This window comes from Arcicella sp. (assembly GCF_964672035.1).
Map to the genome: position 1 here is coordinate 1 of NZ_CBABQS010000017.1, position 12040 is coordinate 12040.

Annotated in this window: 12 protein-coding genes; 4 read left to right on the forward strand and 8 right to left on the reverse strand. The window is 35.9% G+C overall.

All coding sequences use genetic code 11. The annotated features are described in order from the left end of the window. Positions 1 to 60: 60 nt before the first annotated feature. Positions 61 to 1074: an IS110 family RNA-guided transposase gene (locus AC1W31_RS06810; protein ID WP_481733666.1), complete on the reverse strand. Its 1014-nt coding sequence runs from the start codon at positions 1072 to 1074 to the stop codon at positions 61 to 63. Between the two features lie 329 nt (positions 1075 to 1403). Then, positions 1404 to 2486 carry an aminotransferase class V-fold PLP-dependent enzyme gene (locus AC1W31_RS06815; protein WP_481733667.1) on the reverse strand — a complete coding sequence of 361 codons (1083 nt, stop codon included), beginning with the start codon at positions 2484 to 2486 and terminating at the stop codon, positions 1404 to 1406. A 190-nt stretch (positions 2487 to 2676) separates the two neighbouring features. Here AC1W31_RS06815 and AC1W31_RS06820 point away from each other — a divergent pair, with 190 nt between their 5' ends. Beyond that, positions 2677 to 3714: a PorP/SprF family type IX secretion system membrane protein gene (locus AC1W31_RS06820; RefSeq protein WP_481733668.1), complete on the forward strand. Its 1038-nt coding sequence runs from the start codon at positions 2677 to 2679 to the stop codon at positions 3712 to 3714. A 73-nt stretch (positions 3715 to 3787) separates the two neighbouring features. Here the strand turns inward: AC1W31_RS06820 and AC1W31_RS06825 are convergent, their stop codons facing one another. From AC1W31_RS06825 to AC1W31_RS06845, 5 genes are all read right to left on the reverse strand, one after another. Further along, on the reverse strand, positions 3788 to 4123 hold the full coding sequence (locus AC1W31_RS06825; protein ID WP_481733669.1) for a hypothetical protein: 336 nt from the start codon (positions 4121 to 4123) through the stop codon (positions 3788 to 3790). Between the two features lie 65 nt (positions 4124 to 4188). Further along, entirely contained in the window at positions 4189 to 4584 is a 396-nt protein-coding gene (locus AC1W31_RS06830) for a LytR/AlgR family response regulator transcription factor (protein WP_481733670.1), read from the reverse strand. Between the two features lie 157 nt (positions 4585 to 4741). Further along, the gene (locus tag AC1W31_RS06835; RefSeq protein WP_481733671.1) at positions 4742 to 5206 is read right to left on the reverse strand and encodes an NADH-quinone oxidoreductase subunit A; all 465 of its coding nucleotides are present in this window, start codon (positions 5204 to 5206) and stop codon (positions 4742 to 4744) included. A gap of 86 nt (positions 5207 to 5292) precedes the next feature. Next, positions 5293 to 5910, reverse strand: a complete 618-nt coding sequence (locus AC1W31_RS06840; RefSeq protein ID WP_481733672.1) for a DedA family protein — start codon at positions 5908 to 5910, stop codon at positions 5293 to 5295. A 123-nt stretch (positions 5911 to 6033) separates the two neighbouring features. After that, positions 6034 to 7689 (reverse strand): amidohydrolase, encoded by a 1656-nt coding sequence (locus AC1W31_RS06845; protein WP_481733673.1) that lies wholly within the window; start codon positions 7687 to 7689, stop codon positions 6034 to 6036. 57 nt (positions 7690 to 7746) lie between these two features. Between AC1W31_RS06845 and AC1W31_RS06850 the strand changes: the two genes are divergently transcribed. Then, a complete protein-coding gene (locus AC1W31_RS06850; RefSeq protein WP_481733674.1) occupies positions 7747 to 8253 on the forward strand; it encodes a DUF192 domain-containing protein in 507 nt (168 codons plus the stop codon). 40 nt (positions 8254 to 8293) lie between these two features. Here AC1W31_RS06850 and AC1W31_RS06855 read toward each other — a convergent pair whose 3' ends face one another. After that, positions 8294 to 8941, reverse strand: coding sequence for a hypothetical protein (locus tag AC1W31_RS06855; protein WP_481733675.1), 648 nt, complete (start codon positions 8939 to 8941; stop codon positions 8294 to 8296). A 115-nt stretch (positions 8942 to 9056) separates the two neighbouring features. On the opposite strand from AC1W31_RS06855, the gene AC1W31_RS06860 reads away from it, so the two are divergent. Then, the gene (locus tag AC1W31_RS06860; protein WP_481733676.1) at positions 9057 to 9917 is read left to right on the forward strand and encodes a helix-turn-helix domain-containing protein; all 861 of its coding nucleotides are present in this window, start codon (positions 9057 to 9059) and stop codon (positions 9915 to 9917) included. Between the two features lie 190 nt (positions 9918 to 10107). After that, positions 10108 to 10734: an ABC transporter ATP-binding protein gene (locus AC1W31_RS06865; protein WP_481733677.1), complete on the forward strand. Its 627-nt coding sequence runs from the start codon at positions 10108 to 10110 to the stop codon at positions 10732 to 10734. Positions 10735 to 12040 lie beyond the last annotated feature (1306 nt).

The following is a 12040-nucleotide window of genomic DNA, read 5'->3' on the forward strand; positions in this document are numbered from 1 at the left end:
ACTGAGACGATTTCTATGGTAAAAACAAGGAAAAAGTATTAAAAAAGTACAAATTACTTTTCAAAAACTATTGGTTGTGATATAGTTTTCGACATAACATTCTTTTCGTTTAACGCAAGCAAAAATACGATGAACAAGTTTATTACAAATATTATTCATTACTAATAAATGATGCTTTCCTTCTTTAATTTTAGTGTCATAATACGTTTTCATTTCTTTGGAGAATCGAATGGCAGTCATGGCTGCATTGTAAAAAAGAGCCTTCACTTTTTTATTAGCTTTTTGACTAACTTTTGACTTGCCTTTGTACTTTCCTGATGAATGTGCAAACGGTGCAAAACCCGCATAACAAGCATATTTCTTAGGGTCATCTATGTTTTTAAATTCATTGGTTGTAATAATTACTTCGGCTGTAATCACTGGTCCAATAGATTTTACGGATTCAATATAACTATAAATCTCATTGAGATATGGGTCATTTTTGATAACGTCTTGAATCTTATTTTCGACTAATTTAAGGTCTTTTTTAATGGATTCAATAGACCATTTACACATTTTAATAACTAATGCTCTTGTTTTTTTATCCATATGACCCTCAGAATCAGTAATGGGTGTTTTTAGAGTTTGAAGTGTCTTGACAAGACGACTTCTAAGTGCCGTAAGATGGTCTAATTCGATAATAACAGTTCTTTTGGGTTGCCATAGTTTAACATCTTCTCGGTTCTTATAAGCATAAAAAGCAATTTTTTGAGCATCTATTTTATCGTTTTTTTCACGAGAAATGCCCATACTAAGTTTAATTTGGGTAGCTTGCTCGACCCAAATATTAGTTTGTCTATCATGTAAAAATTTGAGCAAAATATTGTTGTAAATACCCCTATGTTCCATACAGAATAAACTTTGTTCAAATGAGAAGCTTGAATAACGTTTTTTTAGTTCTTTGATGAAAATATTAATGCCTTTTGCTGTATTTTCAACTTGCTGATGAAAACAAAAAATGTTATCCACGACTAAGGCAAAATCTAAGGTTTCTTTGGAAATATCAATGCCAATGAAATGAGAAAAAGTTTTCATAATTTTGACTCAATTTAAATGATAGTACAAAACCTCTCATTAACGTATTCATTACTTTGCTCATGGGTCTTTCCCAAATTTCTATATGAATCTTGTGTTAATGAACCCCTCAGAGCCTTGAATCGTCCCTTGGGTCTTTAACCCAGCACAGTACATTAAGGTACTTCTGAGGGGATGGTTTTCTCACTTTGAGAAATTATTTGAAATTACTTTTTTCTTGGAAAAATTCAACAGCACAAACCTAAAAGAACAGTCGGATTTTTAGAATTTTATTCGTGTAAATCAGTATGATCCCTATAATCTGTAGTCTAATTTTCGTGACGTATTGCTTAAACTTTTTTCAAAGCATCAATCAACTTTTCAATCTGCCCTAAACTCACCGCAGGAAAGTTAGCAATTCTTAATTGTGTATCTTTAAAATCACCGTAGCCGGAACCAATCACCATATTTACGTCATTTTGAACTTGTTTTATGATACTGGTGGCCGATTTTTCTTTTACATTTACCACCACAACCGTCTGCGAACGATGCTCTGGATTTTTTACAAAAACTTCCAAGAAATCACTTTTATCAGCAAATTCGTACAGCATTTTTGCTTTCTTTTCGGTTTGTTTCCTAATATTATCAATCCCGATATTGTTCATGTCCTCTGCTACTTTCCCTAACACATAAATCGCCATGACGTTGGGCGTTTCGGGCGTTTCGTATTTACTGAAATTTTTAAATAAAGAGGGCAAATTATGATACGTTCCGATTTGATTTTCGTGAGTTTTCATGCGTTCTGCTTTTTCTAACATCGAAGGATTGACAATCCAACAGCCTAAACCAGCGGGCATTCCAAACGATTTTTGCACTGAAAATAAGGCTGAATCAACCGTATTAAAATCCAAATCTGGATAAGGTGCCGACGAAACCATATCGACACACACAAACTTATCTTTATTGGCTCTTTTAAGTTTATGAATTTCCGCAGGACGCATCTGCACGCCCGAAGAAGTCTCGTTGGCGGTTGTACAAATTAGCTCTGCGTACTCAGGAACAACAATTTCCGAATAATCAAAGCCTTCGCCGAATGGTTTTTCAAGTTTGTGAGCGTACTTATTCAACTCAAGCGAGAAGTCATAAAATTTCTTTGAAAACGAGCCATTTACCAAATGAAAACTTTCATGTTCAACCGTATTTTGAATTAAACGTTCCCAAATTTCTGTGGCTGAACCCGTAAAAAAAATCCCGTGTGATGCTGGAATATTCATTAAGTTTCTCAACTGCTCAACGGTGTGTTTATAAATATCTCTAAATCGCTGCGAACGATGCGAAATTGAGCCTAATTGTTGCTCAAAAGCCTCATGGTAATGTCTTTCAACAGTTGGAAAGAGTTCGGCAGGCCCTGGAGTGAAGTATGTTTTACGCATTTTCTGATATGGATTTGGAGGGTAAAATTACGAAATATTATGGCTTAGGAAATAAAAAATCTTATCTAAGCCCAAAAAATAATTATTCTTCTAAATCCCTAAAAAAAAATCAATTCTACTTATCTTTATAGCTCTTTTTTTCGTTATTGATTTCAGTAAGGAAAATCCATAGATTTTAGGACATAATTTTATGCAAAAATATATACTGATTATAATTTTTACTTCATTTTCACTGGTTAGTTTTGCCCAAAGCAAGCCCCAATACAGTCAATATATGATGAATAGTTACCTTATAAATCCTGCCGTCTCGGGAGTTGAGGACTATATTGATATCAAAACGGGTTACAGAAATCAATGGACGGACTTCCCGGGCTCTCCCGTTACGTATTATGTATCCGCCAACATGCCCATTGGTAAACCCGACCGTACCAGTACGGGAGTAACGCCCAATATTAGCAAAACCATTCGTCGTCCACTTTCACTTTCTACCGAATTTAAGGGCGCTCCTCGTGTACCTGGGCATCATGGCGTGGGAATTATTTTCGTGAGTGACCACATCGGAGCAACGGTACAAAATAGCCTTACGGCAAGTTATGCCTATCATATTCCTGTTTCGGGAACGATGAAATTATCGCTGGGCGCATCAGGAGGAATTACGCAATACAGTTTAGATTTCAGTAAAATTCAAGTGAAAGACAATCCCGACCAAGCCGTTTTAGCGAGTGGTCAATTAACGGCAATTCAGCCATGTATTAATGTTGGAGCGTGGTTGTATTCACGCCATTTTTTCTTGGGAATTTCTGCCAATCAATTAATTTTTGATAATTTCAATTATTCTAACAAAGATGTAACGGCTGGGAATTATTCGTGGTTGGGAACTACGTATCCGCACTACTTTCTGACAGCTGGATATCGTTATGAAATCAACGAAGAGTGGGCGATTATTCCTTCTACAATGATAAAAAGAGTAAGTCAAGCACCGATAAGTTATGATATTAACCTCAAAGCGATTCACAAAGATCGTTTTTGGTTTGGGGCTTCATACCGACATAAAGATGCCATAGTTGGACTTTTGGGGGTAAATATTAGCTCGTTTATTAACCTTGGTTATTCATATGATTTCACACTTTCGGATATCAATCAACGCTCAAAAGGTTCTCATGAAGTGGTGGTGGGAATTATGCTGAATAACCGTCATCGGATTGTTTGTCCTCAGAATCTTTGGTAAATTAGCTTTGAGATATGAGCTTTGAGACTTGAAATGAGGCATTTTCTGAAACTCATTGCTCAAAGCTCATAACTTAAAGCTTCAAATATCGCCAAAAACCCCAAATTTTTCTCCTCTTTAAATACCCCGAATCATCATCATTGGCGTAAGCTTCTCGTTCAAAACTAATGCTCATATAGGCTTGATTTTGGTTTTTACCTTTTAGTCTATGTATCAGATATTCAAGTACATACCAAATATAAAAAGGCAAAATAAATATTTCTAATTGCTGTCTAAAATGAATTCTTTCGTGGTTAATCAGCACTTTAGACGGCTTTTCATGTTTGACAAACAGAAACGGAAAAATCGCCATACCATGAGCTCTCATGAAGGGTAATCTTACCACAAAAAAGCGAAAATGATTCGGCATAAATGATAAATTTTGACATAAAATTAAAGACTTTTATTCATAACATATCATAGCTTGTTTATCATTCAACAACCGCTAATTCTCTGCTGAAAATCTTTTCTTTTTCGTCTGGAAATGGTAATAACATCCCTGTTTTGCATCACAGCGTACAACATTTGAGCTTCGTCGTAATTTCTCAAACACTTCATATTAATAAGATGCGCTTTATGAATTCTGAGGAAATCTGCCTTTTGAAGAACCTCGTCGTACACCTTCAATGTTCTGGAACTGAGCATGGTATCTCCATTTAACAGATGCAAAAGAGTATAATTTTTCATACCTTCCAAGCGAACAATATCATGGATAGGTACGTGACGAATTTTTGATTGATCTGGGACTAATAAATACTGCCTTCCGAGTACCGTAACGATTTTGATGGAGATAGTAGATAGTGGTAATTGTGGTAGATTTTGAATTTCCATTCAACGTGTTTTTAGTATGATAGACTATTAATTTTTATGCAAGATATAGGATAGATATTTACGTTCCAAAAACAATTTAAAGGATTCTGATCCGTAATTATACGGTTCTACTATCAACCCTTAAAATCTATGATTAGTACTAATTTTTCTAATAATTTTAGCTGTATTTTTTATTAATATTTTGATAGGCACTCTTCGGAATTTTTGATTGATAATCGTGCTTCGGAGTCTCCGGGCGAACCCAATCTAAATGCCCTTTCACCCACGCATACGCCAAACCAAGTACTAAAATGCCAATAAAAACAAACATTTCGACGATTGAAAACCACCCCCAAACACCATTGGTAATTTCAATTAAATGTTGATTACCAAAGACCGTTGCCCAAGGGAAAAGGAAGATGAGCTCAATATCGAAAAGTACAAAAATTAGGGCAATCACGTAGAAACGCATATTGAAGCGAACATTGGCATTACCATCGGGTTCTTCGCCTGATTCATAAGTACTTAATTTTTCCAAATTCGGCCGACTTGGGCGTATTAATTTGGCAATAAAAAGCATCAACGCCACGAAGACGATTCCTGAGATGATGAAGAGTAGTATGTAACCGAAGTCTGTAAGCATTTTTTTATAATCAATCTTTGTCACTAAGACACCAAGGCTAAAAGTTTACATTTTCTTAGTGCCTTTGAGCCTTCGTGGCAATATATTTATGATTTTTTAATATTCAAATAACCTTTTATGACGGTAAAGGTTGTTATCGCCAAGAAAAACAAAATAACATAATGAACGTAATTAATTATCCACGGAAATTGTACGCCAAAATAATATCCCCCACCAACCAACGAACCAACCCAAAGTGCAGCACCTGTAATATTTAGGAACAAATATTTGGGATAATTCATCTTGCTAATTCCTGCTAAAATGGGTGCAAATGTACGAATATAGGGCAAAAAACGACTGATAATTAAAGCTTGATTTCCGTATTTTTCAAAGAATTCTTCTGTTGATTTTATGTGTTTTTTCTTGAAATACCATCGGTCGGGACGGTTTTCGAGATTGCTTCCAAAGAATCTTCCGAATAAAAATCCCGTTAATGAACCTAATACCGCAGCCATGAAAAGATAGAGTAAAACCGTTATAAGTGCATATTTTACTACCGCCGTACCCACGAATACACCCGTAAGAAAAAGTAAATAATCCCCAGGAAGAAAGAAAGCGAAAAACAGTCCATTTTCAGCATAAACTACAAAAGTCACCGCCCAAAGACCAGCACTAATAATTTCCTTTGAATCGGAAAGGTATTTTATAATTTCGGATATTTCCATATTCTGGGGTTTAGGGGTTTGGGGTTTGGATTTGGGACATCAAAAAATCAATAAACTGGGCATAGGATATTTTAAAAAAATCCCAAATTCCAACCCGAAGCGTCGGTCGCCCTAAATCCTAATTTACTTTCTTTCATAAACAATCTTTCCATCAAAAATAGTCATTAAGACATTTACGGTTTGTATCTTTTCTGGTTTAATGGTTAAAATATCGTCTGAAAGGACGACCATATCGGCCAATTTTCCTGCTTCAATCGAGCCCTTTTCTTTCTCTTCAAAAGCGGCGTACGCATTATTTATCGTATATCCTTTTATCGCATCGGCAACGCCAATTTTCTGTTTCGGAATCCAACCCATCGGATTTCCACCGTCCAATGTTTGGCGAGTAACTGCCGCATAAATTCCCAAAATAGCATTCAGCGGTGCCACAGACCAATCTGAGCCCATGCAAAGTTTAATTCCAGCATCCAAAAACGATTTGTACGGATGCGTATAATCTATGCGAGTACCAATGCGTTTAGCCGCCCAAACGCCATCATCAATGCAGTGATATGGTTGTACAGAGGCAATTACGCCCAATTTAGCAAATAAGGGAATATCCTCAAAACGTACGTGTTGAGCGTGTTCGATTCTGAAACGTCGATCCCATTTTGGATTGGTTTTCGTAATGTCTTCAAATAATTTCAACATCAAATAATTAGCCGAATCTCCAATGGCATGAATGGATAATTGCAAATGATTTTTATCGGCATCGGTTGCCCATTTGGTCAGATTTCCGTTAATGATAATGTCACTCGCCAAGCCTTGCGTATTGGGATTTTGGTCGTACGGTTTAAACATTAATGCCGTGCTACTTCCCAACGAACCATCCGCATAAGCCTTCAACGAACCCAATTTGATTTTGTTCGAGCCAAACCCAACTTGAATTCCCATGTTTACCAAATTTTGATATGAATCTATTGGTAAGCGAGTATAAAAACGACACGTTAATTTGTCTTCTTTTTCTAAGGTTTGGTACGCAATTAAATCAGGTTGGAAAGTAATATCATGTACGGAAGTAATCCCATTTTCACGAGCTTCTTGCAAAGCACGTTGAACGAACTTAATTTTTTGTTCGGGTGAAATTTTTGGTATAATATTGTAAACTAACATCATAGCTGCATCTTTCAAGATTCCAGTGGGTTCGCCAGTCTTTGAATCTTTCACAATTTCACCACCATTGGGCGATTTTGTATCCTTCATGATGCCTGCCAAAGTCAATGCTTTTGAATTCACTAATACCATGTGACCATCAAAACGGTCGATATAAATGGGCGTTTCTTTCGAGAAATCATCTATCATTTCTTTGGTTGGCAAATCTTTCACTTCCCAAGATTCATGATCCCAATTTCCCGATTTTACCCATTCGCCTTTGTGCGATTCCACGTACTTTTTCAAGGTATTTTTAAACTCCGTCGTTGATTTTGCTCCACGCAAATCTAAACCCGAAAGATACATGCCACCATCGGCAAAATGGGTGTGATTATCAATGAAACCTGGGAGCATTAATTTGCCTTCCAAATTCACCATTTTCGTCCGACTATCTGACCAAGCGGCACGGGCTTCGGGCGTTGAACCCACGAATAAAATCCGCCCATTTTCAACTACAACTGCCTCCGCAACCGAACTACGAGCATCGACAGTGTAGATTTTTCCATTATAAAAACAGATTTTTTGAGCCAATAGTAGTGAGCTTTGAGCTATGAGTAATGAGCAAAGAATTAGTAGTGTTTTTTTCATGGTTTATTGAAAAGCTAATGTGGGAATGGTAAATTTACGGAAAATTAATACAAAACCATGAAAAAAATAGTTGCCATCATCTTAGTAATCGTCCTGATTTTCGGTGGATTAATCTCAACTGGTATTTTAAATTTTTCTAAGAATTCAGATGAATCAATTACAGAAAATCCTACCGATAATTCAACCGTTACCGAACCTCAATTTAAGAAAGAAGGAGAATTGACTTTCCTGAAAAATCAAGAGAAACTTACCATTGAAATTGCGGATAATGAGGCAGAAACCACGCAAGGTCTTATGTATAGACGCACGATGCCCGATAGTTGTGGGATGGTTTTTATCTTTGCCGATAGTCAGCCCCGTAACTTTTGGATGAAAAATACGTATCTTCCCTTAGATATTTTATTTTTAGACGAATCCAAGAAAATCGTAACCATTCAAGCCAACCGAACGCCTTTTTCAGAAGAGCAAATCCCCTCTTTTGAAAATGCAAAATATGTCTTGGAAGTGAATGCGGGATATTGCAAAAGGAAAGGAATTGAGAAGGGTGATGCGGTGAAATGGTAGGAAATAAAGAGCAGATTTAAATAGCCTGCCCCCTTATTTTTTAGAATAAATAATAGGCGCCCAGGCTTGAAAAGTTACTAATACTACCATAAACGGAAAGATTATTAATACTCGAACTACCAGTATCACTTGTTGAGCCAGAATAATTATAATTAATTCCTGCCCCGCCCAAAGTGATATTTAAAAGAAAATTATCCTTTACCTGATAAACAAAATTTAAAGGAGCTACACCCGCTGATACTCCAAACCCGATTGATTTAGTATTGTAAAGATTTGGAGAAGTTGAATAGAAATTTCCAGAAATACCAAATGTGGCATTGGGAGCGTAATAAAATTGGTCAAAGACTTTAACAAATTTACCAAACTGAATTACTGGTCCAATGGTGTAATTTGATGAACTCGAATTTTGTGATGTTAGATTAGATGAATGGTCAATACCTAATTTAAACCCATAAGCTGTGTAAGTGTTATTTGCTCTAATTTTTCCCGTTAGAAATGTTGAATTTAGTCCAAATGTGGATGTCGTAGAATTTGGATTGGATGATGTTGCATTTTTTCTGTCCAAATTAATAGTATTGAGATTCATAGAGAGACTTCCACTAATAATTCGTTTTCCAGCAAATTCCTGAGCAAATAACGAAGCGAAAGACAAGCAAAAAAGGGCGAAAGAGAAGAGGATTTTCTTCATGATGTGAGTTTATTTTAAAAGGGTGAAAATATTGCTAATATTAGCGTTTTATTTATCCAAAAAATCATTCCACCCGTTTAATTCTTTTGATACATTTACAGTTTTAACAAAGACAATGATAAGAGTCCCTTCCCTCATACACGCTGGCGAATTTCAGTCCTTGAAAATTCAGGATATGACTTTTGTGGCGTACCGAAATCAAGACCCTCCGCTCAAAAATGAGGTTTTTTTTGAAGAACACGCCGTTATTTTTGTGTTGGAAGGGGAGAAAAAATTTGTTTCAGCTACCCAAACTATCCACGTTCGCAAAGGGAATATTGTCTTTATTCGACGGGGATATTATCTGATGCAGGAAACGATTGATACAAATTATAGAAGTTTAGTTTTCTTTTTTAATGAGAAATTATTGAAGGAATTTGTGGGACAACATTTAGAATTATTTGAAAATACTGCCCTCAGAAATGAAGAAAATTCAACGCTTTTAGTCTTTGAAATTACCGAAAGTTTAAACAAATTTACCGAATCTATTTTCCCTTACTTTAACCTCAAAACGCAATATTTGAATCATTTTTTACGGTTAAAATTGCAAGAATTATTACTTCATATTCTCGAAATTGATACCTCTGAACAGTTCAAAAGCATTTTATTTAGCTTATACAAAGGTGAAAAAGTTGATTTGGAATATTTGATGCAATCGTACTATTTGAAACTGCTTTCTCTGGATGAACTTTCAAGGCTTTCGGGTCGAAGTCTGTCTGCATTCAAACGTGATTTCCAAGAAAAATTTGATACTTCGCCCGCTCATTGGATTAAAAATAAACGACTCGAATATGCAGGTTTACAGTTAGAAAATACGCATAAAAATGTCTCAGAAATCAGCATGGAAATTGGTTACGAAAGCGTTTCGCATTTTATAAAGGCTTTCAAAGAGAAGTTCGGAAAAACGCCAGGCTTATCGGTGAACGGAACACGGTGAATGGTAAAAATAGTCAATGGTTCACGGTGAACGGTAAACGGGGTGGGATAAAAAAATACAACCATTAGGAATACGATTAAACTTAAATGGTTTTTAATTATATTTGTGATGAGAATTTTCACTGACAAACCGTTCACCATTTACCGTTCACCGTGAACCGAAATTGCCTTAACCGTTTACCCCAGACCCCATGATTGCAACCCAAAACCTAACTTTTTCATACACGCACGAAAAGCGTTTTGACTTCCCCAATTTTTCTTGTTCCAACCGTGAAACGATGCTCATTTTGGGTAAATCGGGCAAAGGAAAAACTACTTTCCTGCATCTCATGGCACTTTTATTGAAACCTACGGGTGGAAATATTCAAATAAACAATCAAGAAATCAGTCAATTGTCGGTCAGTAAAGCGGCAGATTTTAGGGCAAAAAATGTGGGGATTATTTACCAAAAACCACACTTTGTTCATTCGCTTTCGGTGATGGATAATTTGTTGTTAGCCAATTATTTAGCGGGCAAAAATCAAGCAAAACAGATGGCTCAACATTTGGCTGAAAGTTTGGGTTTTGCCGAACATCTATCGAAAAAAACAACCCAACTTTCGCAAGGAGAACAGCAGCGGGTGAGCATTGCACGGGCATTGATGAACAAGCCTTCGGTGATTTTGGCGGATGAACCAACCTCAAGTTTGGATGATGATAACTGTCTGAAAGTCATTGATTTATTAAAAAGACAAATTCAAGAAATTGGAGCGAGTTTGGTAGTTGTTACGCACGACCAACGATTGAAAGATGTGTTTGAGAAGAGAATTGAACTTTGATTTTATAAATAATCAATAGTCCTCTTCTTGCCCAAAATTTCAATTGCTATTAAATGATTTTAACCTTATGAATACCATCGTTATCAAGTATGGTAAAGGTTTGTATTTGAAATGATAATTTTTCTAATTGTTCAAATATAAATCTTGCATTAATATTTTACTCTGTTGTAGCCCAGTAATGTTGATTATATCGACTGATAAGTACCCAACCAAATAGTGGTTTTACAACCCTTTTCAAGGGGTATGCAAATATCTTCATTGAGAAATTGAATATAATCTTCACTACATATATGGCTTTCATTACAGAAGGAGAAATTAATGGATCCTTGACTGGAAAGTTGCTCTAACTTGGCAATTAATTCAATTTTAAGAATATCTAAACCTGGGTCAGGCCTATATTTTTATTCTTTTATATCGTCCGTCAAGGCTTTTAAAAAAGTTTTAAAGTGCTAATATTAACGGATTTGCTATATTTTTATTCCCATACAGCAACTTGTTTCAATCATTGTTAAATACGAGGATTTCATTTTACCTTCGCTGACTTTTCGTTGGTAGTATTCCTTAATTGGTTTACAGTGTTGGATGTCAGATATCGCTCCGTTATGGAACTACGCCTTCACTTTTTTATTTTGTTTATTGCTGACCTTTGATTTGCCTTTGTATTTACCTGATGAATGTTCAAAGGGAACGAATCCACTGTAACGAACCTACTTTTTAGGGTCAGTAATGTCCTTAAATTCATTTGTTGTAATTAGACCTTCGGTGGCAATGACATCGAACAGGTGTGTTCTTAAAACTATAATACTTTTAACGAATTGCTCTGTAAGAGCCGTTGAACGGTCTATTTGAATAATAACAGGGTGTTTAGGGGTCCACAATTTGAAATATTCACGATTTTTATAAGCGTAAAGTCCGTTTTTTGTGAATCTATTTTATAGAAATACCCATACTCGCCTTTATTTGGGTTGCTTATTCAAGCCAAATATTAGCCTATTTTTGATGTAAATATCAGCCGCTGAAGGTAAGGCTGGTTCTGGTTTTCTCTCATTTTGAGAGATTTTCCAAGTTACAAATTCTTGGAAAAATTTAACACACAAATCTAAGATAGGAGCCACTGCGATTAAGAATTGGCTTAAGTCCTTGACCAGGTTTATTAATTAAACCTTCAATGCCAAAGTCGTTGTATCTTTTAACCTCAGTATTGACACTAACGTAAGTCATACCAGTAATTCACCCACTTCATTGGACTTGCATACCGTTGATTTGAGAAGAATTACTTGACATCGCATTCGGTAACATTGGGCAG

Excerpts from the sequence above, each read along its gene's own strand:
- AC1W31_RS06810 (WP_481733666.1), bottom strand. The coding sequence starts at position 1,074 with ATGAAAACTTTTTCTCATTTCATTGGCATTGATATTTCCAAAGAAACC.
- AC1W31_RS06815 (WP_481733667.1), bottom strand. The coding sequence starts at position 2,486 with ATGCGTAAAACATACTTCACTCCAGGGCCTGCCGAACTCTTTCCAACT.
- AC1W31_RS06820 (WP_481733668.1), top strand. The coding sequence starts at position 2,677 with ATGCAAAAATATATACTGATTATAATTTTTACTTCATTTTCACTGGTT.
- AC1W31_RS06825 (WP_481733669.1), bottom strand. The coding sequence starts at position 4,123 with ATGCCGAATCATTTTCGCTTTTTTGTGGTAAGATTACCCTTCATGAGA.
- AC1W31_RS06830 (WP_481733670.1), bottom strand. The coding sequence starts at position 4,584 with ATGGAAATTCAAAATCTACCACAATTACCACTATCTACTATCTCCATC.
- AC1W31_RS06835 (WP_481733671.1), bottom strand. The coding sequence starts at position 5,206 with ATGCTTACAGACTTCGGTTACATACTACTCTTCATCATCTCAGGAATC.
- AC1W31_RS06840 (WP_481733672.1), bottom strand. The coding sequence starts at position 5,910 with ATGGAAATATCCGAAATTATAAAATACCTTTCCGATTCAAAGGAAATT.
- AC1W31_RS06845 (WP_481733673.1), bottom strand. The coding sequence starts at position 7,689 with ATGAAAAAAACACTACTAATTCTTTGCTCATTACTCATAGCTCAAAGC.
- AC1W31_RS06850 (WP_481733674.1), top strand. The coding sequence starts at position 7,747 with ATGAAAAAAATAGTTGCCATCATCTTAGTAATCGTCCTGATTTTCGGT.
- AC1W31_RS06855 (WP_481733675.1), bottom strand. The coding sequence starts at position 8,941 with ATGAAGAAAATCCTCTTCTCTTTCGCCCTTTTTTGCTTGTCTTTCGCT.
- AC1W31_RS06860 (WP_481733676.1), top strand. The coding sequence starts at position 9,057 with ATGATAAGAGTCCCTTCCCTCATACACGCTGGCGAATTTCAGTCCTTG.
- AC1W31_RS06865 (WP_481733677.1), top strand. The coding sequence starts at position 10,108 with ATGATTGCAACCCAAAACCTAACTTTTTCATACACGCACGAAAAGCGT.